Source organism: Streptomyces sp. ISL-99, assembly GCF_018614005.1.
GTDB lineage: Bacteria > Actinomycetota > Actinomycetes > Streptomycetales > Streptomycetaceae > Streptomyces > Streptomyces flavidovirens.
In genome coordinates, this window is record NZ_JAGGPC010000045.1 from 61,864 (window position 1) to 82,650 (window position 20,787).

Here is a 20,787-nt window from a genome sequence, read left to right on the forward strand (position 1 = left end):
ACGACCATGACGTACGACTCCCTGGTCAACCGCGGCGACTACTTCTCCGCGCACTACCTGGCCGAGGTCTTCCCGAAGGACCTCAAGTCCGGGCTTCTGGCGACCTGGAAGGAGCGCGAGGAGGCCGCTCGCGAGGCCGCCGCTCGCGAGGAGGAGCGACCGCGGCCTGAGGACGCCCTCCCCGTCACCCCGCGCCTCGGCCTGCGCGCGCTGCGCCGCGAGTACTTCAAGTCGCGGGCGTTCTTCGCGGAAGCAGCTCTCGACGACGCCACGACGTACGACTCTCCGGCGTGGCGCGAGGCGGCTGCCGCTCTGAACGCCTCCGTACTCCGCGCCCTGGGATACGACGCGAAGCACCGGACCCTGACGGTGGATCGCGCGGACCACACGTACGAGGTCCAGGTCGCCCACGCCGAGCCGGGCCTGGTGGCGTTGGACTGCGGCTGGTCCGCCGAACCGGACGCGGCCATGGACCCCGAGGGCCCGGGCCGCCTCCTCCACCCCGTCCAGCTCGACGCCCAGAACACCCTGGCCACGGGCTCCAAGCTGGCCTCCTTCCTCTTCGCGACGGAGGACTCCCCGCGGTACGTTCTGCTCCTGATCGGCGGCGTGATCGTGCTGGCGGACCGAGCCACGTGGGGCGAGGGCCGGTACCTCGCGGCCTCGCTGGACGCGGCGCTTGAGCGCAACAACACGAAGGACGGCCAGGAGCTCGACACCCTGGCGGCCCTCTTCGGCGCGGACTCACTCCGTACGCCGGAGGAGGGCGGCGAGAACCCGCTGGCCGGCCTGGTCGACAAGTCCACGAAACACGCGGTGGGTGTGTCCTCGGACCTGCGGGACGGACTGCGCCTGTCGATCGAGCTGATCGCGAACGAGGTCCTGGAGCGCATCCGCACGGCGGGCGTCCAACTGGCCGAGGTCAAGGAACTCCCGGATCTTGCTGAGCAGTTGACCCGCGAGTCCTTGCGCTACTTGTACCGCATCCTCTTCCTGCTGTACGCGGAAGCCCGACCGGAGCTGGGCATCCTCCCGTCCGACTACCCGGAGTACCACCAGGGGTACGGCCTGGGCCGCCTCGGCGAGCTGGTCGCGGAACGGGACCTGGTGGGCGAGAAGGCCCGCGAGGGTGTGTACCTCTACGAGTCCCTGGACCTGCTCTTCCAGAAGGTCCAGGAGGGCTACCGCCCACGCCGAACGCACGGCGCGCCCGCCTCGGCCTCTGTTTCCGACGTCTCGGAGGACATCGGCCTCCGATTCGAACCCCTCCACTCGAAGCTCTTCGAGCCGGAATCCATCCGCCTCATCGGCAAGGAGTCGGTCCGCGACCCCCGCCACGACGAGGACGCCACCGACGCTCCCCGCTACCTGGACACGCGTCTGCGTAACGCCACCCTCTACAAGGTGCTGCGCCTGCTGATGCTCACCAAGGGCAAGAAGGGCGAGCGCGGAGGCTTCATCTCGTACGCGCAGCTCGGCATCAACCAGCTGGGCGCGGTGTACGAGGGCCTGATGTCGTACTCGGGCTTCATCGCGGACGAGGAGCTGTACGAGGTCGCGAAGAACGGCGACCCGAAGGACGGCTCATGGCTGGTCCCGGCCTCCAAGATCGGGGAGTACGAGGACAAGGTCTTCGTCCACCGCCGCGACGAGGACACCGGCGACGACGTGCGAGTCCGGTACCGCCCGGGTGCGTTCGTCTACCGGTTGTCGGGCCGCGACCGTCAGACGTCGGCGTCGTACTACACGCCGGAGCCCCTGACGAAGGTCACCGTGCAGCTGGCGCTCCAGCACCGCCTGGACCAGGACGACACGATCACCCCCGCCCGGGAAATGCTGGACTGGAAGATCTGCGAGCCGGCGCTCGGCTCGGGCGCGTTCTTGAACGAGGCGATCAACCAGGTCGCCGCCGAGTACCTGCGCCGCCGGCAGGACGAGACGGGTGTCGCGATCGACACCGAGGCTTACCCGATCGAGTACCAGAAGGCCAAGGCGTACATCGCCCTCCACAACTCCTACGGCGTCGACCTCAACTCGACGGCGGTCGAGCTGGCGGAGGTGTCGCTGTGGCTGAACACAATGCACCCCGGCATGGAGGCCCCGTGGTTCGGGCTGCATCTGCGGCGGGGGAACTCACTGATCGGCGGTCGCCGCGAGATCTACCCGGCGGACAAGCTGAAGAAGGCGGCCTGGCTGGGCACGACCCCGGAACGCTTCCCCTTGACGGAGGCGGCGAGCGGCCTCCCGGAGGGCTCGGTCCACCACTTCCTGCTCCCGGCTAAGGAGTGGGGCGCGGTAGCGGCCGAGAAGGAAGCGAAGGCGCTGGCCCCGGAGGAGGCGAAGGCGCTGGCGGCCTGGCGCAGGGCGATCACGAAGACCCCGTCAGCCAGGCAGACGGTCCGGCTTCAGGGCCTGGCGCGCAGGGCGGAGTACCTGTGGCAGCTGGTCGTGCGCCGCCTGGAAATCTCCGAGCGGGACATCTCGCGCCGCATCGATGTGTGGGGCGCGGAGCCGGACTGGCTGCGTCAGCCGGTGGAGGCTGTGCAGCGCGAGGATGTCCTCGCCGACCTGGAGGCGGTCGACACCCCGTACTGGCGGCTGAAGACGCTGATGGACGCGTGGTGCGCTCTTTGGTTCTGGCCGGTCCAGGAGGCGGCGCTGCTGGACGGTACGCACCCGCGCTACCAGCAGGCGGCGCAGCTCGCCGAGCAGTCGGCGGCGTACGAGACCGCGCTCGCCTCTGCGGCGGAGGAGGGCGACGGCGTACTGATGGCCTGGGAGTCCGACGACCTCTTCGGCGGTGAAACGAAGGCGGGCGCGCTCACCCGCGACTCGGTGAGCAAGCGGCGCACTGGCCGCCGCAAGGAAGCGATCACGGAACAGCGCCGAGCGGTCATCGCGCTGGCGAACCTGGACGACTGGCTGGACTTCGCGGAGTCGCTGCTGGGCACGCAGGATGTTCCGGCGGAGTCGCTGGTCGGAGAGTTCGAGTCGTTGACGGAGCTGACTCCGTACGAGGACGCGCTGCCGGACTACATGGGAATGGACCGCAGCTACTGGCTGGAAAGTCGGTTCCCGTGGGCGGCCCAGGCGAAGGACATCGCGGGCCGGCAGGGCTTCTTCCACTGGGAGTTGGAGTACGCCCAGGTGTTTGATCGGGGCGGGTACGACTTGCAGGTGGGTAATCCGCCTTGGGTTCGGCCTCGATGGCAGGAGGATCTGGTTCTGGCGGAGTCGGAGCCTTGGTTCGTGCTCGCGGAGAAGCCAGGGGCGGCGGAGTGGCGGCTTCGCAAGGAGGAAGTGCTGGGCGCGCGGGCGGACGGCCCGGGTTATCTCCTCGGCGAGCTGGCCACCCATGCGGGAGCCGTCGCCGCGCTGGGCAGTCCGGCCACGTATCCGCTGCTTGTCGGTACCCAAGGCGACCTGTACCGGGCCTTCATGGCGCAGGTATGGCAGCACACCGTACCTCGCGGCAGTGCGGGCCTGATCCATCCGGACACACACTTCCGTGGCGTACGCGAGGGTGCAATCCGGGCTGCCGCATACCGGCATCTCCGTGTTCACGCGCATTTCGTCAACTCAGCCCAATGGGCGTTCGACGACCTGGACTGGGCCCAGCAATTCGGGATGCACATCTACGGAACGTCGCAGGATCCCGACTTCTTGCATCTCAGCGAACTCCGCGACGCCGAGGTCCTTCCAGCTTCTCTGATTCATGACGGGCGAGGCGCGGTGCCTGGCATCAAGCACAGCGGTTCGTGGGACATCAGGCCACACCGCGAGCGCGTGGTACATGTGAACTCGTCCTTGCTCGCCAGCTGGCAGGCCCTGACGGGCTCAACGGGTAAGGCGGCCGAGACCCCTCTGCTCTACCCCGTCCTCGTGAGCGAGCAAGGGGCAATCGAGGCACTGGCTGCTTTTGGCAAGAGCCTGGCCGATTACAGCCCGATGATCACAAGAGGATACGACGAAGCTGGGGCCAAGAAGCAGGGGCTGATCCGCTGGGGCAACCGGGCCGTCCATGAGTTGTCAGACGTCATTGTTCAGGGACCGCACTTCTCCTCGGCACTTCCCTTTTCGAAGGAGCCGAGAATTCCCTGCCGGAGTAACAGGGACTGGGTCTCGTTCGTGCCAACAGAACTGTCCGAAGCGAGCGTCCCCGTGACTAACTATGTCCGGGCCACCGACGAGGCAACGTATCGGGCGGCTCAGGACTCCTGGCAAGGAAGGCCGTTCACCACGTTCTTCCGGCTTGCCTGGCGAGTCATGATCCCCAGCAACAATAGCCGCAGTCTGCAGGCTGCCCTCATCCCGCCCGGTCCCGCACACATCCACAACGTGCACTCCGCAGCCCTGGAAAACAATCGGCTGACCGCCCTTAACGCGGGCTTCTGGGCGACTCTGCCGCTCGACTATCTGCTGCGCATCACCGGCCAGTCGCACCTCCAAGTCGGCGAGGCCCGCAAGATGCCAGCCCCGGACGCAAAGCACCCTCTCGCCCCCGCCCTTCTTCTCCGCGCGCTCCGATTGAACGCTCTCACCGCCCACTACGCACCGCTCTGGGAGGAGCTGTTCGATCCTCGCTGGGCGGGCTACGAGGACTGGGGCAATCCCCACTGGCCGTACCTGAGGCCCCTTGCCTCCGGCCTCAAGCCGACCTGGGAGTACACCACCCCGCTCCGCACCGAGCTTGAGCGCCGCGCCGCCGTCGTCGAGCTCGACGCCCTCGTAGCCGTCTGGCTCGGCATCACCGCCGACCAGCTCGTTGCGATCTTCAAGTCCCGCTACCCGCAGCTGTACAACTACGAGTCGGTGACCTACTTCGACGCCAACGGCCGCAAGGTCGCGGGAGACTTCAACACCTACGGCCACGGCCAGACCAAGGAGGACTACCTCACCCTCCTCGATCACCTGACCAGCCCCGCCACCACGCCACCCCCCGAGGGCTACACCGCCCCCTTCTACAAGGCCGACCGCGAATCCGAAATGCGCGCCGCCCACGCGCACTTCACAGCCCGCCTCGAAGCGGAGATCGCCGCCGGCCGCTGGACCCCGCCCACCCCGGCAGCACCCGCCGCCGTAACGGAAGACTGACGCGCATGAACGTGGGGCGGCTCCCGAAACCACCGGGAGCCGCCCCACGTCGTACTGCCTACACCCCTACGCTCTACGAACCTCCGCCGCGAACCCGACGAACGCCCCCCACGCCTGCGTCCCCAGCGTGAGCATCGGCCCAGCGGTAACTTTCGAATCACGGACATGCACCGCACTGGGGCACGTCGCGACCTCCACGCACTCACCACCGTTGCCGGCGCTGTAGCTGGACTTGCACCAAGTCATGGCCACCTCGATGCATTGACCACCTTCACCGCTGCTGTAACTACTCTTGAACCAGGCCCACTCAGGCACGGACCACACGGGTTCTTCGACACTCATGTCTCTCCCAGCAACTTTTCAACGAAGGTCAACGATTCGCGCGGAGTGAGCGCCTGGGCTCGCAGGAGCCCGTACTGCTCTTCGAGCTCCCGAACCGACTTCCGCTCCGTGTACAGACGACTGTCCTTATGGGCCTCAACGTAGGCGATCCTCCGCCCTTCCTTGGTCTCGATCAAGGTGAAGGGCCCTGCAAGTCCGGCATGTTCTCCCTGGACCGTCGGCATCACCTGAATCTCGACGTTCCGCCGATGACCATGCAGCAGCAGCTGCTCCAACTGGCCGTGCATGACAGAACGCCCGCCGACTGGACGCCTCAGCACCGATTCCTCGATGACGAAGCTAATCGTAGGCAAGGCCCTCCTGTCGAAGATCTTCTGCCTGTCCAAGCGTGCCGCGACTCGTTGCTCGATCGTCGCCTCGTCCAGCAGGGGCCGGCGGATCGCGAATACCGCCCGCGCGTATTCCTCCGTCTGCAACAGGCCGTTGACCACTTGGTTGTCGTACACATGCAGTTCAACTGCCTCCGCCTCCAGCCTGGCCGCGTCCCGAAAGAACGCCGGGTACTGCGCCCGAGCCACCTCCTCCTTCATCTCCTTCAGGATGCCGCGCGCGCCCAGCACCTCATCCGCCTTGTCGATGAACCTCGGCGGCGGGATCCGTACCCCCTGCTCGAACGCCGCGATGGTCGACGCCGAGTAACCGGTCAGCTTCCCGAACTCCGACCGCTCCAGCCCCGCCCACACTCGGAAGCCCTTCAGCTGCCGCCCGAACACCACCAAGATGCCCGACCCAACCTCATGTTCCGCTCCCGGCGACTGATCGTCCACGACCCGCACCTCCTGAACCCAAACCGACCCGAACCAACCCAAGCGAACGCACCCGCACCCTCTCCGGTCACGCCCCGCACCTCACACACCCGCGCCACAGCCGCACACACTCCGTGCCCGTCAGGGCGTCACTCCTGGTCAACGTTACTCACGCAGCGGGACCGTTTACCTCATGAAGCCAGCAACTCCCCACCCCACGATCGAACCCCAACACCTCGCCGACACACGTGAGTTCGATATGCGATTCACATCAACCCCACGCGGCGCACGACTCGCCCGCCGTCTCGTCTCGCACCGCCTCCACGAGTGGGGCCACCCCTACGGCGTCGACACCAACGACACCCTCACCCTCATCACCGCCGAGCTCACCTCCAACGCCGTGCGCCACGGCCATGTCCCCGGCCGCGATTTCCACCTGCGTCTCACGCAAACCGCCGCCACCCTCCGTATCGAAGTCACCGACACCCGCACCGAGAAGCAGCCCCTCCTCGCCCACACCCCCGCCGACGCCACCTCCGGACGCGGCCTCCTCCTCGTCGCCGCCCTCGCCACCCACTGGGGTGTCACCCGGCGCACCGCCGCCCCCGGCAAAACGGTCTGGGCCGAGCTGCACCTACGCAGCACCACAAGTGACAACAGGTCGTTGTCAGTGACGGGGTGCAGACTGCCCCCATCTCTGGAGCTCCAGCACCCGGCATTGTCAATTGACGTCGAGGAAAGCCACTTTGAGCAGGACCAAGAAGCGTGACCGGCGTATCCCTCGCCCTGCGTCGCGTTCAACCAACCTCACACCATCCGCTCGCTGGCGCGTCGGCTATCTGTTCGTCCATGGAGTCGGCAATCAACAGCCCGGGGACGCCCTCGCATGGGGCGAGACCGTTGCCGGGGCCCTGCGGGATGTGCACGGCCCGGACGCCGTGCAGTGGACGAACCAGCCGCTCGCGGCCACACGAGAAGACACCGCGACCCGCCACGCCGAAGTCGCCCTGAGGATCGGCGGAACCGTAAGCACCGCGTTGTTCGCCGAAGCGCTGTGGTCCGAGAAGTTCGCTTCCCTGGGGCGACCGTCCATGCGGCGGACACTCGCGTTCCTGCTGGCCAGCCTTCCCTTGCTGTTCTGGATCATCGGGCCGGACCACCGTGACTTACAGGCCCTCGGCTCGACCCCCGTCACCTGGCGCAGCGCACTGCGCGACGGGCTGACCAAGGCGGGGCGGACAATCACCGCGCCGGTCTCGTCGCTCGCCGCGCCAGAGACGCGCAGCATGGGAAGGCTTCTCTGGCGCGTCATGACCTTGACCGTCCTGGTGTGGATGGTGGTCTACAGCACCGCGCTGGCCCTCGGCGGCTCCGTAGGCTTCAGCGTCCTGCTGCTCATCCTTCTTGGCCTGCTCGGCTGGTTGGCGCGCTCGCACAAGAACGTCATCTGGCACGTCCGGGTCGCGGCCACGGACGAGGAACGTACGGAGCAGCTACTCGCGCACCTTCATCAGAAGCTGCGCTGGATGGAACAGCACTGCGACGAGGTGACGGTGGTCGCCCACTCCCAGGGCGGGTATCTCATGCATCGTGTCCTCTCCCCGGACTCGGGGCATCAGCACCCCAAGGTGCGGCGGTTCATCGGGGTCGGGTCGGGGCTGAAACCCATCACCCTCCTCAAGGCCTTTGCTCGCCCCGACCTCAAAGCCGCGGTCTGGCTCGCTGTCCTCGCCATGCCCTTTACCCTCTGGGGAATCGGCCCATTGACGTGGAAGTTGCTCGGCCCCGAGCTGAGCGCTCTCCTCCGCTCCTGTTACATGACGTTGCACGCCACGGTGATGCCGGCTGCGCTCGCCTCTGATCCCGAAGTCGTACGTCTCTGGTTGGCTGGCGTCGCCGCGGAGCTGTGGCAGCTCGCGTCAGTCGTCGCGGCCGGCTTCCGCCTGGACTTGGCGCACACGGCGGCCATCGCCGGTGGGATCAGCCTGTCCTGTCTGGCGGGGAGCGTCGCCCACGCTGCGTTGCGCGCCCAGCCGTCGGCCACGTTCTCCCTGGACCATCAGCGCCGGGGCATCGAGTGGCGTGAGTACACGAGCCCCCACGACATGGTGGGACGCATGCTGGGACCTGGCGTTCCCGAGGGTGTCGATCAACCGTGGATCTCCGCGACCGGGCAGCCGGTCGCGGACCACATCCTCTACTTCCACCACTCGGGGGTGCTGCCTCGCCGGCTCGCCGCAGACCTGCTGCGGGATCTGTCGGCCCGTACGCCGGAGAACGCCTTGCTGCGGACAGCGGAGGCATGGGACGGGACCGTTGCGGCGTTCGACCACACCCGGCGGCAGCAGGCGGCCCGCCGCCGCATGCTGCACGGGCTGCTGCTCGGTCTCGTCGCAGCCCTCCTGATGGCGCCCGCCCTCTACCGCCATGCTTCGCTTTCCCGAGCGCTCTTGGGCAGCTCATTGCTGCTGGCCATCGTGCTGTCGGCATTGGGCGGACTGTTCACTTGGATCGCCCACCGGTCTGCCGGAGCGAGTGCGAACGACTTCGCCGCCCGTATGAGCGGAACAGAGCTTGTCGGCGCCAAGCCATGGCGGGTACGCATCGTGCCGCCCGGCCTGCGCACCGCACCGGCCTTCGCAGCGGCGATGGGGGGAGTCGTCTCGCTGTTCGGCCTTGTGTGGTTCACGAAGGCAGCGCTTCGATACGGCGGCGACCGTGTCTGGTTCGGGTACCCCCTCTTGCTGCCGCTCTCCGTGGGACTGCTGGTGCTCGCCTGCGCCATTGCAGCCGGCTATCCGGTACGCAAGCGCTGGCCCACCCTGCTCACCATGACGTCTCTCCTCGCCCTGTGGTGCCCTCCCGCCGAACCGGCAGCCGGGATGCCATGGGACCTGCGCGCGGAGGTGTCCTTGAGCCTTTGTGTCACCCTGTGCGCTCTAATCAGTCTCCTCGGCACGCTTCATGCCCGCCGCAAGATCTCAGACCGTGGCCCGCGAGAGCCGCGTCAGGCAGAATCGGAGGCCAGGGGCTGAACGCCATTCCGACCAGGAAACGGGACACGAGGACATATGTCGCTGGAGGACAGCACCGGCAGCCGTACCGCAGCGGCGAAGGAACAGCTGTCGTTGTACGGCCGCTATCAGGACGAGACCTCGATCGAGGACAGCGGCGGTTTTCGGGTCGAAGTCGGTGCAGACGGTGGCGGGACGGATGTGGAGCTGGAACTTCCCGACACCAGTCCCGAGGGCAGTCCCGACCACATCACAGCTCCGTACGACCCCTCCAAGATCGAGATCCAGACTTCCAATCCCACGATCAACCTGCTCATGTCCCGGCTGAACAACAAGATGATCGACCTCGCTCCTGACTTCCAGCGCAAGGCCGGCATCTGGTCCGACGAACAGCAGAGCCGGTTGATCGAGTCGCTGCTGCTTCGCATCCCGATCCCTTCCTTCTACGCGGCCGAGCTCGACGACAGTTCCTGGGCGCAGGACAGCTCCTGGGCGATCGTCGACGGCATCCAGCGGCTGACAGCCATCGCACGGTTCATCGCCCCGGACGCCCTGGCGCAGATGGCCGGGATCGACGCCAGGCCACTCAGGCTGCGCGGGCTGGAGTATCTGAAGGAGGACTTCGAGGGCAAGGGGTACGCCGACCTCGCGGGGCGAATGCAGATCCGCCTCAATGAGACGCAGGTCGTCGTGCACGTCATCCGCCCCGGCACACCGGAGGCGGTCAAGTTCAATATCTTCGCCCGGATCAATACGGGCGGGCTTCCCCTCACCCGCCAGGAAATCCGGCACGCGCTCATCCCGGGGCCGGCTCGGCAGCTGCTGTCCTCGCTCGCCGAGTCGCCGGAATTCGCGTCGGCGACGAGTAACGGCGTCTACAGCGAGCGCATGGCGGACCGGGAAATGGTGCTCCGATTCCTCGCGTTCCGGCTGATGCCACCCAGCACCTTCAAGTCTCAGGACTTCGATCAGTTCCTCGCACTCACCATGCGGCAGGTCAACCGGCTCTCGCCCGAGGAGCGAGCCGTACACGCTCACGACTTCAAGCGGGCGATGGTGACGGCCGAGCGCATCTTCGACGGGCACGCTTTCCGGAAGCTGTATCTGGGCCAGGTGCGGCGCTCGCCGGTCAACAAGGCCATCTTCGAGTCGGTCGCGGTGAACCTCTCCGAGCTCACGGATTTCGAGCACGAGGTGCTGGTAGCGTCGCGCGAGCAGGTGATCGAGGGATTCCAACACCTCATGAGCAACCGGGATTTCGAGCGCGCGGTGTCCGTGGGTACCGGTGACCGGGCCAAGGTAGTCACACGCTTCGCCGAGGTGCGGAAGCTTTTCCGTACCGTCCTGGAACAGATCGGGAGCAGCGCACAGTGATCGAGCAATTGTCACTGACCAATTTCAAAGCCTTCAGGTCGGCCGACCTCCGGCTCGCCCCGATCACGCTGCTCACCGGTCTCAACTCGTCCGGCAAGAGCACGGTCCTCCAGTCGCTGGCCCTGCTGCGGCAGTCGTACGAGTCCGGCACCCTGCTCTCCACCGACGGCGACTCCGACAGCCGCGGCGGCTTCCTCCTCGACGGTGAACTCGTGGAGCTGGGGACAGGGCAGGACCTGCTGCACGAGGATTTCGTTCGCACAGAGCCGGACGAGCCGGACCCCACGATCAGCGTCGCGTTCCGCACTGACCAGGGGCGCACCTACTCATGGAGCGCCAAGTACTCCCCGGAAGACGATGTACTTCCTTTGACCCGGACCGCCTCCGATACGCCTCTCACTGACCTCCCTCTGTTCTCACGGCACTTCCAGTACCTGAAGGCCGATCGCATTGTCCCTGCGACGACGTACCCGCGATCGCATCACCAGGCGATCGGCCGCGGCTTCCTCGGGGCCCGAGGAGAACACACGGTCAACTTCCTCCGACACCATGCGCAGGACGTGGTGCCGGACGGGCCGCTGCGCCACCCGCAGGCCCGGGCCCACACCCTCATGGACCAGGTCGTCGCCTGGATGCAGAAGCTGTGTCCTGGAGTCAACCTGGCCGCGGAGGAGATCCCGGGCATCGACTCCGTACGGCTGAGTTACGGGTTCGGTGGCACGGCCGGGCTGGACTCCACTCGTCGGCGCCGGCCCACGAATGTCGGCTTCGGACTCACTTATGCGCTGCCGGTCGTCGTCGCCTGTCTCTCCGCGCAGCCGGGCTCGCTGATCCTGCTGGAGAACCCGGAGGCCCACCTCCACCCCCAGGGGCAAACCTGGCTGGCGTATCTCACGGTCGCGGCGGTGGCCGCGGGTGCACAGGTCATCATGGAGACCCACTCCGATCACGTACTCAACGGGCTGCGTATCGCAGTGAAGGACGGTCGGCTCCCGGCCGCCTCCACCGCTGTGCACTTCTTCCGTCGCCATGGCCAGGCCGCGGAGATCATCAGCCCGCGCATGGGCGAGGACGGCATGCTGTCCGACTGGCCCGAAGGCTTCTTCGACGAGTGGGAGAACTCGATCGAACAGCTGCTGGACTGACTGACAACACAGCCACTGGGGAGGGGGTGGGGGCCATGGCACTGCTGGTGTTTCTGAACGAGCGCTCCTGCGAGTCCGAGTCCACGCCGGCGGAAGTCGCCGACGCGATGGGCAAGTTCATCGACGTACTGAAACAGATAAAGACATGGCGGGAGCTGAAACTCGTCACGAAGAGCCCACTCCCGCAGTCCCAGCTCGCCTCCGGCTACTACTACGGCCAGTGGTGCGCCGACAACCGGAACAAGACCCGGCATCAATACATTCTGGCCCTGCGCAACCGGCAGCCGTCTTTCGCCGCCGCGCTTCGTGACGCGGCCGCACCCGACCAGGGCGAGGCAGAGCACCGCCTTGACGGGCGGACTGTTGAGGGCATTGGCGCGGCCCGCCTCGCAGGGGGATTAGCAGTCAGTCTGCCGCTCGACGTCGCGTGGAAGACCTCTTGGCTGGAGGTCGATGTCGAGCAGCTTTCCGAAGATGCGAACGGTGAACTCGTCGTCGAGAACCTCACGGACTCCGTCCGGCATGCTGCAGAAGTCGAGCATCTGGACGTACACGAGGCATGGGGTCGTTCGAACGGGCTGGATACCGTCGGGTCGCCGATCGAGATGTGGGAGAAGAGAGCGGACTTCTTCCCCAACCTCGAATTCCTGCCCCGCGTTCAGGAGGATCTCGAAGACCTGGATCCCAAGTGGTTCAGGCCGGCGCGGCGACTCCTCGCCGGACTCGAAGCATCGGCCGCCGGTTGGGATCCGGTCGCCTCCTACTTCCCCGACTGGCAGGCCCCTCGCATAACCCCCGAGCACGAAGGGGCAAAGCGGCATCGCTGGTGGGACGACTTGGACGGGGTCAGCCGCTGCTTCGACATGCACGGCCGGATGAACCGGGATGCGGGACGGATCTACTTCCGTCTCGTACCGGAGCTGAAGACCCTCCGCATCGCCTACATCGGCCCTCACCTCTGACGCTGGTTCGCCGCCGTACCCGCAGGCACTCTCGACGGGCGGCCCGCAAGTACCTACCGTGAATGCCCCGGATACCCAGAGTGTCCGGTGAACTTGCTGGGGGGCGAGCGGGACATGACGGCCGGAGTGTGGATCGAGCAGATCGTCGCCAGGTTCGGAACCGAGTGCAGACAGATCCTCGGCGAGGTCGCCGAGGACGAGGCAGCGATCCGCAGGCCGGTGGAGAATCTACTGTCGGCGGCTGCCACGCACCTCGGGCTCGAACTCCACCTCCATCCCGAGGCCAGGCGCCCCGACCTCGGAATCCGCCCCGATCTCGCGGCCAGAGTCGGACGGGACAGGCAGCACATCGTCGGCTACATCGAGCTGAAGAGCCCAGAGAAGCCGAACATCAGCCCGGGGGCTCTGCGCGGGAATGACCGCAAGCAGTGGGAGGGCATGTCGAGACTGCCGAATCTGATCTACACCAACGGTCAGACCTGGATCCTCTATCGCCTCGGGCAACAGCACGGCGAACCCGTGCACCTGGAAGGGGATCTCTACCGGGCAGGGCGCCGATTACGTGCCCCCGGCGCCGCGGGCACATCGTTCGAACGGCTGCTCCGGGAGTTCCTGATATGGCAGCCGGAACCACTGCGGACCGTAGCTCAACTGGTCGGCTCGGTAGCGCCACTGTGCAGACTGTTGCGCGAGGAAGTGCGGGACCGGCTCCAGGATGAGAGGCGAGGGCCGACAGACAGGCGTCGGGAACGTCCGTTCACGGAGCTGGCCGAGACCTGGGAGCTCATTCTCTTCCCGAAGACCGATGACCGTGACCCGCATATGGCGTTCGCCGATCGGTACGCACAAACCGTAACCTTCGCCCTGCTCCTGGCCCGCGCCGAGGGCATCTCCCTGACCGACCACAGCCTGCACGAGATCGGTGACATGCTCGGTGCCGATCACACCGTCATGGGCAGGGCCCTGCAAATCCTCACAGACCACGTCGGGAAGCAGTTCAGGAACAGCCTCGACATGATGGTCCGCGTCATCGGTGCCGTCGACTGGCCGGCCGTACTCAGCCGGGAACCCGAGGCCCACATCCATCTCTACGAGCACTTCCTGCAGGAATACGATCCCGACCTCAGGAAAGCTTCAGGGACGTACTACACACCGGCGCCTCTCGTCGACGAGATGGTGCGCCTCGTGGACGAGGTACTGCGGGAATCACTCAACTGCCCCGAGGGCTTCGCTGATTCACGCGTCGCCATCATTGACCCGGCCATGGGCACCGGCACTTTTCTCAGCGCGATCATCGATCTCGTGGCGAAGCGCCGCTCGTCGGGTGGAAACTTCGGATTCCGCGCCGAAGCCGTAGAGGAGCTCTCTCGTCGGCTCATCGGATTCGAAAAGCAGATGGCCGCCTACGCCGTTGCCCAAATGCGCATCGCGCATACTCTCCGTGCGCAAGACGCGGACATCGGGCTGCGAGATCTCCGGCTCCATCTCACCGATACGCTGGCCGACCCCTGGCGACCGTCCGCACTCTTCGGAATAGGAGGCGCCGCGATGGCCCCCCTCCGGGAGGACGCCGAGGCCGCGAACGAGATCAAGCGCGAAGAGCGGCTGACCGTGGTCATCGGGAACCCGCCCGACCGCGAACGGGCCCAGGGGGAGGGTGGATGGATCGAGCTGGGAGCGGTGGGCCATGGCCCGCCTCCCCTCGACCGCTTCCGTCTTGGTGGAAAGAACGGCAGGCACGAGAACAAGCTCAAGAACCTCTACGTCTACTTCTGGCGCTGGGCCACACACAAAGTCTTTGAGCAGCACTCCCCCGACCACCAGCAGGGCGTGGTGAGCTTCATCTCCACCGCCGGCTTTCTCCGCGGCCCCGCATTCCAGGGAATGCGCGAGTACCTGCGGAGCACATGCACCGAGGGCTGGATCATCGACCTCTCGCCAGAGGGCAAACAGCCCCCCATTTCAAGTCGGTTCTTTCCGGGGGTGCAGCGGGAACTCGCCATTGCGATCTTCGTACGCCATCGCGATCAGGACTCTCGCCAGGCAGCGCCGGTCCACTACGTCGCCCTGCAGGGCAGTCGGGAAGAGAAGCTCCAACAGCTGCGTGGACTGGCCGTCGGCGGAGCAGGCTGGCGGTCGACCCGGACGGAGTGGTTCGCCCCGTTTACTCCCGCACCCGAGAGCGGCTGGGACGACTTCCCCGCAGTCGGGACGCTGATGCCCTGGCACAAGCCGGGATTCAACCCGAACCGCACTTGGGTACTGAGTCCAGATCCCGACTTGCTGCGTCAGCGCTGGGAACGCCTCGTGTGCGAGCCTGACCTCGCGGCAAAGGAAAAGCTGCTCAAAGCAACGAGAGACCGGAAGCTGAACAGCTCGGCCCTACCGTTTCCGGGGCACCCCACCCCTCGAAAACCACTTGCCACAGAACACCATGCCTGCCCTGAGCCCGTGCGCATCGCGCGCCGGAGCTTCGACCGGCAGTGGCTCATACCCGACAGCCGCGTCGTCGACTACCCCCGGCCGGACCTCTGGAAAGCCCAGCAGGACAATCAGGTCTTTTTGGTCGAGCAGCACCGGCAGCCCATCACGTCAGGACCTGCCCTCGTCTTCACCTCGCTTGTGCCAGACGTGCATTACTTCAACAACAACGGCGGCCGGGTGCTGCCGCTGAGGCACCAGGACGGCACACCGAATGTCGCACCCGGTCTGTTGGAGCACTTGGCCAACTCCTATGGTCTGGCGTCAGTTTCGATCGACGACCTCGCCGCGTACATTGCCGGCCTCACCGCTCATCCCGGCTTCACCGCCACCTTCGCCGAGGATCTCAATTCCTTGGGCGTACGTGTCCCCCTCACCGCAGACCGCGGACTGTGGCGTGAAGGCGTCAGCATCGGTCGTCGTGTCATCTGGGCTTCCACCTTCGGAGAGCGGTACGCCGATCCCCGAAACGGGCGCCCGGCCGGCTCAGCCGGAGTGTGCCGACAGGCTCAGCCCGAAGTCACGTACACCCAGCGCGTTGCACCGGCCCCGCTGCCCGATTCCCTGTCGTACGACGCGGGGCGCCAGGCTCTCCTCATCGGCACGGGCATCTTCACGGGCGTCAGCGACCGCATGCGGAATTACACCGTCGGGCACCGGAAGGTCCTCGACAACTGGCTGGCGGCCCGCAGCAGTCGGCCGACCGGCCGCGTCGGCAGCCCGCTGGACGGGATACACAGCGAACGATGGCGCGCTGAGTGGAGTATCGAACTCGTCGAAGTCCTCAGCGCCCTCCGGCACCTCACCGAGGTGGAGCCGGTGCAGGCAGAATTGCTGACCGCTGTGGTGTCGGGACCACTGGTCAACGTCGCGGAACTGACTCGGCGCGGCATCCTCGAAGCCCCCGCCCACGCCGCTTCTCCTCGCCCTTCCGCCACAGCCAAGGACATGCTGCCGGGTATGGGAACCGTGGACGGCCTGGAAGCCCCGCCCGTCCAGCCGCTGGGCCCCCTGCCCGACGAATCGGCTCCACCTGCATCGACACGAGACAGGCGTACACCCTCTTCGAGAACAAGACCGCCGCAGCGTAAGCCATGAGCCATCAAACGATTCGCGACGCTATACGCCTGCCCGCTCCCTGTGCGGGAACTCGCAGGCGCTCCGACTGTCCTGCGCAGGAAGGAGCCGCACTTGTCCGGCCGGAAGTTTGAGCGGCTCCTCGGTGTCGGTGTTCCACAGACTGACCATGCCCCCGGCCACTCCGAAGGAGAGGTATGGGCGCTCCGCGCGGAGCTCGCCGCCCTGAACGTTCAGCCGCGTTACCAGGACGGTCGGCTCGACGCAGGTCCACTCGGGCTCGACTCCGAAGTACGGCGGTGGTTCCTCTCTCCGAACCGCCGCTGTCTTCACGGCATCCACCGCACGACCTGCAGAATCTGCCGCCAGGCCGGCGACCTGGACGATCACCATGGTCTGCGCCAGCACGTACAGCGGAACGCTGAGGTGCTCTCCAGGGCGCGCGAACGGGGCATGGACATGCTTGACGATGCCCCAGACGGCCGGCGCAAATAGCGCCAGGCTCAGGAACCCCAGCAACTTGGCCGCGGACAAGGCCTGCCAGATACCCGGTACGTCCAGATCTTCCGGCGTGAGGCCGAGCCCGTCCGCGTACAGCGCGTGCAGCACTGATCCGGACGCGACGACGAAGGAAACCACCGCGGTGAAAGCCAGCGGGGCCGCCCAGGCCAGCCACTCGCCCCATGTCCATTGCCGCACCAGGAGCCAGATCCCGACAACCGTGAGGGTGACAGCCCCGAGCACCACCATTTGCTCCGGGCTCCAGACTTGTGCGTCGGGTGAGATCCAGCCGAGTGCAGCACCCAGGAAGAGGACCGCTGCCACACAACTGACAAGGACACTGTGCGCACGACCACCGGACGCGAACATTGTGCTGCCGATGCGCAGACCGGCAGCGAAGCATGCAACCGCGACCGCCCCCCAAAGCCACCGGCGGAACCCCGTGTGGTGGTGGGCGAGAACGGCACAGAACGTCATCGCGAGCAGCCACGCCGCAAGGCGGTACACCCGTCGCGTCCCAGCCTCTTCACGGCGCTGCACGATCGAGCTGCGTTCCCGTCCATGAAGCGCGCGTACGTCGATGTCTGTACGGCCCGGAGCCCCCTCCGGCATGGCCATACGGGAGAGCCGCCGGGCCTCCGAGGCGGTGCCGGTCACGAGCGAGCCCGTGTCGTGGCGCCCCCGCCGCTCGGTGTACCGGGCACGCACCATGAGCCACCGTCGTCGCAGTCTCGCGGAGACCGTCATCGGTCCTGGCGCAGGGCGAAGCGATGGGCGGTGAGAGACGGTGTGGACCTGCCATTCGGTCAGCTGCTCCCGGTCCCGGTCCACCAGGTCGCAGCGTCTTACGTACATCTCCAGCCGCGCCGCCTTCGCCAGACGCTGCACACGCCAGGCAGCCGCACGCTCCGTCCTGCGGTTCCGGGCGCCGAACAGCCGTACTTCTACGCAGTAAAACCGTGAGGCAAGGGCAGCGCTCAGCACGCCCGCCGATGCGCCTTGCCCTCGGGGAAACGAGGTGACGACCGGCCAGCCACGATGCTCGAATTCCTGCTCCGCCTGGTCGTGGTCCCGTTGTTCGCCCCGCACTTCGACCAGCGCGAGCACCCTTTGGTCGTACCGCGCACGTTGCACGCGCGCCCCCGTTCCGGCTCCTTGAACCAATTCGCCCGTTTCTGGCAGTTACCCCTGGGGCAACCATCGAGCAGCCTGCTCGCGCGTGACCGTCGCCGCGTCGACGTGCCACAACTTTCCGTCCCACTTGGCCTTGAGCTGCTGCTTTGCCTCATCCTTTTCGTGGAAGGGCACATTGAGGTAGAGGCGTCCGTTGAGAACTACTCCGGGGGCGGGCCTTTCTCCTGGTTTGGGCTGCGCTGGGACCGCCTTCGCGGCTTCTGTGCGACGGGGATTCCAAGCGGGCTTCTCCAGCCGGGAGGAGTCCATCAGGCGCCGGACCCGGGTGCAGGAATCGGGGTCGGTGATGCGCATCATAATGTCGGTGGGCCCCGCATTCGCCAGGAGGTTTTTGGAACCGTGCCAGAGAACGGCATCGTCGAGAATCAGCACCTTCTCGTGCATACGGTCACGGAACTCCACCCGGCAACCGGCCGCCCTGAGCTGGTCGACCCGAAGCTTGTGGCGCGCTTCGGCAGCCGCTTCTTTTTGTTCTTCCGGCGGCCTTGTGAACACGGTGACGTTGACGCCTTGAGCGGCACGAGCGCCCAGCAGACTTGCCCACCTGGTGACCGGGCCCTGGTCAATGAAGGCGGAGTACAGCTCAATGCCACGTACCGCGCGTTCGATGTCCCAAGTCACCGCGCGCGGCACTTCGCTCTGGTCGAAGAAGGCGGGCCTTGACAGTTCCTCGTCGGAGAGCTCTGCCAGCTCTTCCGCGCCCCGGACCGGGATGAGCTGATCCGCGGAGATGGTTTGCGCATGGGCCTGGAGATGATCCAGCATCGCCAATGCCTCGCTGCCGGGCGGCAGATGCCTGCGCAGAAATGCCACATCGGCAACGACCACCAGGTGGTCCTGAGCACGGCTGAGTGCCACATTGAGCAGACGGCAGGTACTGGAGGACAGCCCAAGGCCGGAGTAGAAGAACCCAGGGTCCCTGCCGGCGCCGGCCACGGTGTCGACAACCATGACCGGTCGCTGGCTGCCCTGGAACCGGTGAACCGTATCGACGAGGCCTTCGTAGTCCTCGCCGAAGCGATAGGCCAGGCTGCCCTTGAGCGCCTTGACCTGATTCCGGTAGGGGGCGATCACTCCGAGCCGGTCGGTTGCTCTCTCGCCCTCCGGCACGTCCTGCCACTTGCGACCGGGCAGAACTTTCTCGTACTGCAGCCCGCGAGTGAGTTCGTGGATTACTGCCTCGTGGACGACATTCGACTTGTGCGCATCTCGGGTCGTGCTCCTGATGCACTTGCCGGATGTGTCGACCAGGATCACGGGTGCGTCTATGAGCGGAGCGAATGGAAGGCGGCTGTTGTCGTCCCTCCCTGTTTTCAAGGGCGAGTCGGGGTAGGCGACATCGTTGACGACCGCGCAGATCGCCTTCCTCATGCGGTACTGAGTGTCGAGCGCCACCAATCGAGGGTCCTGACGGACCGCTCCGGATGGTCCGACAAGCCCTGCGGCGTGGAAGGCATCCCTCGCCGCCCACTCCCGGGAATGAGACCGCTCCGCCGTACTGGCCTTGCGGTCCCCCTCGCCTTTGATCACCGCAGGCAACTGGCGAAAGTCACCGGCGACGACGAGGCGTTTGCCCGCCAGGCCGGCTGCGAACCATGCGGACGGGAGGTTGACCATTCCCGCTTCGTCGATCACCACGACATCGATCCGGTCGAGCAGCTTCCGGGATTGCACGGCCTTGGCAACGGTGGCTCCCAATACGCGGCACTGCGACCGGATGTCGTCCTGTATGCGCCTGCGTCGCTCGCTGAGCGTGTCGATCTCCTGCTGACATGCGGTGATGGTGAGTACCAGGTTCACGCGGGGCGGGACACCGGCTGCGGCGGCATGGGCGGCGGGAAGCGCGGCGCGGCTGCTCGTGAGAGTGCCCACGGCCTCCCGCTTTGTCCGTTGAGCCGAGCCGAGGGCCTGCTTGGCGGCCGACAACTTCCCGGTCTCTTCGCCAAGCGCCGCTTGAAGCTCGCGCAGCTTCGCGGCCTTGCGATCCGCGAAGATCCCGGTGGGTTGTCCAACTTTGCTGATCTTCAGCCGGAGCGGGGCTGCTTTCGCCTCAGCCTTCAAGATCGCGCCGTTGGCGTTCGTCTCCGCCGTCACGGCATTGGCATGCGCGGTAGTCGCGTCACTGATCGCCGCCTCCAGGTCGGTCACGGTGTCATGCAGCGCCACCGCTCCCCTGGCTTCCTTGACGCGGGCGGTGGCGGTGCTGAGAGCCGCATCGATGTCGTGCATCAGCCTGGCGGCGATCCGCGATGGATCAAGCTGCTCACCGTAACGGCTGCGCAGTGACGGCAGTTCGATCTCTCCGGCCCTCTGCACCAGTCCTTCGCCGAATCGCTCTTCCCGCGCGAGAAGGTCGCAGATGCGCTCCAGGGCCTGGTCCACCGCCACCTTCGTCGGGGCGAGGAAGAGAACGTTCAAGCCTTGGCGGTAACTGCCCTCGACGATGTGGGCGACGACATCCGTCTTCCCGGTGCCGGGCGGCCCCCAGAGGAAGAGAGCTTCGCTGGCGAGAGCCTGAGTGACGGCCTGACGCTGGCGTGGATTGAGGCGGAGCTTTGGCCAGTTCGCGACCCATCGGCCCGGGTTCGCCTCTTGCGCGACGCGCGGGGTCCCCTGCCCGACCAGCCAACCGGCGCGCTGGGCATTGACGGGGCTGCTCTTCTCGCCAACCGCTTCAATGCGTTCCGCGAGCGCAGCCCAGTTGGCCGCTTCATCGAGGCGAAGCTGAACATTTCCCGGATTCGCGCCGAGATCGGCCTTGGTGGCGAGCCGCACGCTCCCATCCGGTGCCCGGGAC

General features: G+C 66.4%; 11 protein-coding genes. 7 read left to right on the plus strand and 4 right to left on the minus strand.

Annotated elements, in window-relative coordinates:
* Positions 1 to 6 precede the first annotated feature (6 nt).
* Positions 7 to 5,094 (plus strand): class I SAM-dependent DNA methyltransferase, encoded by a 5,088-nt coding sequence (locus J7E91_RS26405; RefSeq protein WP_214908900.1) that lies wholly within the window; start codon positions 7 to 9, stop codon positions 5,092 to 5,094.
* A gap of 66 nt (positions 5,095 to 5,160) precedes the next feature.
* Here the strand turns inward: J7E91_RS26405 and J7E91_RS26410 are convergent, their stop codons facing one another.
* Together J7E91_RS26410 and J7E91_RS26415 are read right to left on the minus strand one after the other, a co-directional pair.
* Positions 5,161 to 5,436 (minus strand): DUF397 domain-containing protein, encoded by a 276-nt coding sequence (locus tag J7E91_RS26410; RefSeq protein ID WP_214908901.1) that lies wholly within the window; start codon positions 5,434 to 5,436, stop codon positions 5,161 to 5,163.
* Entirely contained in the window at positions 5,433 to 6,263 is an 831-nt protein-coding gene (locus tag J7E91_RS26415) for a helix-turn-helix transcriptional regulator (protein WP_214908902.1), read from the minus strand. Before J7E91_RS26415 ends, J7E91_RS26410 begins: the two co-directional genes overlap by 4 nt.
* Positions 6,264 to 6,501: 238 nt before the next feature.
* On the opposite strand from J7E91_RS26415, the gene J7E91_RS36835 reads away from it, so the two are divergent.
* The 6 genes from J7E91_RS36835 (at position 6,502) to J7E91_RS26445 (ending at position 16,316) form a co-directional block, all read left to right on the plus strand.
* On the plus strand, positions 6,502 to 7,011 hold the full coding sequence (locus J7E91_RS36835) for an ATP-binding protein (RefSeq protein ID WP_214908904.1): 510 nt from the start codon (positions 6,502 to 6,504) through the stop codon (positions 7,009 to 7,011).
* Complete coding sequence (locus J7E91_RS26425) at positions 6,989 to 9,277, plus strand: hypothetical protein (RefSeq protein WP_214908906.1); 2,289 nt, start codon at positions 6,989 to 6,991, stop codon at positions 9,275 to 9,277. Before J7E91_RS36835 ends, J7E91_RS26425 begins: the two co-directional genes overlap by 23 nt.
* 36 nt (positions 9,278 to 9,313) lie before the next feature.
* Complete coding sequence (locus J7E91_RS26430; RefSeq protein WP_214908908.1) at positions 9,314 to 10,630, plus strand: DUF262 domain-containing protein; 1,317 nt, start codon at positions 9,314 to 9,316, stop codon at positions 10,628 to 10,630.
* Positions 10,627 to 11,775, plus strand: coding sequence for a DUF3696 domain-containing protein (locus tag J7E91_RS26435; protein WP_214908910.1), 1,149 nt, complete (start codon positions 10,627 to 10,629; stop codon positions 11,773 to 11,775). The genes J7E91_RS26430 and J7E91_RS26435 overlap by 4 nt, the downstream gene beginning before the upstream one ends.
* A 35-nt stretch (positions 11,776 to 11,810) precedes the next feature.
* Positions 11,811 to 12,737 carry a hypothetical protein gene (locus J7E91_RS26440; RefSeq protein ID WP_214908912.1) on the plus strand — a complete coding sequence of 309 codons (927 nt, stop codon included), beginning with the start codon at positions 11,811 to 11,813 and terminating at the stop codon, positions 12,735 to 12,737.
* 126 nt (positions 12,738 to 12,863) lie between these two features.
* The gene (locus J7E91_RS26445; protein WP_214908914.1) at positions 12,864 to 16,316 is read left to right on the plus strand and encodes a type ISP restriction/modification enzyme; all 3,453 of its coding nucleotides are present in this window, start codon (positions 12,864 to 12,866) and stop codon (positions 16,314 to 16,316) included.
* Between the two features lie 21 nt (positions 16,317 to 16,337).
* Here J7E91_RS26445 and J7E91_RS26450 read toward each other — a convergent pair whose 3' ends face one another.
* Together J7E91_RS26450 and J7E91_RS26455 are read right to left on the minus strand one after the other, a co-directional pair.
* Positions 16,338 to 17,903: an NnrS multi-domain protein gene (locus tag J7E91_RS26450; protein ID WP_308377161.1), complete on the minus strand. Its 1,566-nt coding sequence runs from the start codon at positions 17,901 to 17,903 to the stop codon at positions 16,338 to 16,340.
* A gap of 75 nt (positions 17,904 to 17,978) precedes the next feature.
* Positions 17,979 to 20,765, minus strand: a complete 2,787-nt coding sequence (locus tag J7E91_RS26455; RefSeq protein ID WP_214908918.1) for an AAA domain-containing protein — start codon at positions 20,763 to 20,765, stop codon at positions 17,979 to 17,981.
* Positions 20,766 to 20,787: the final 22 nt, after the last annotated feature.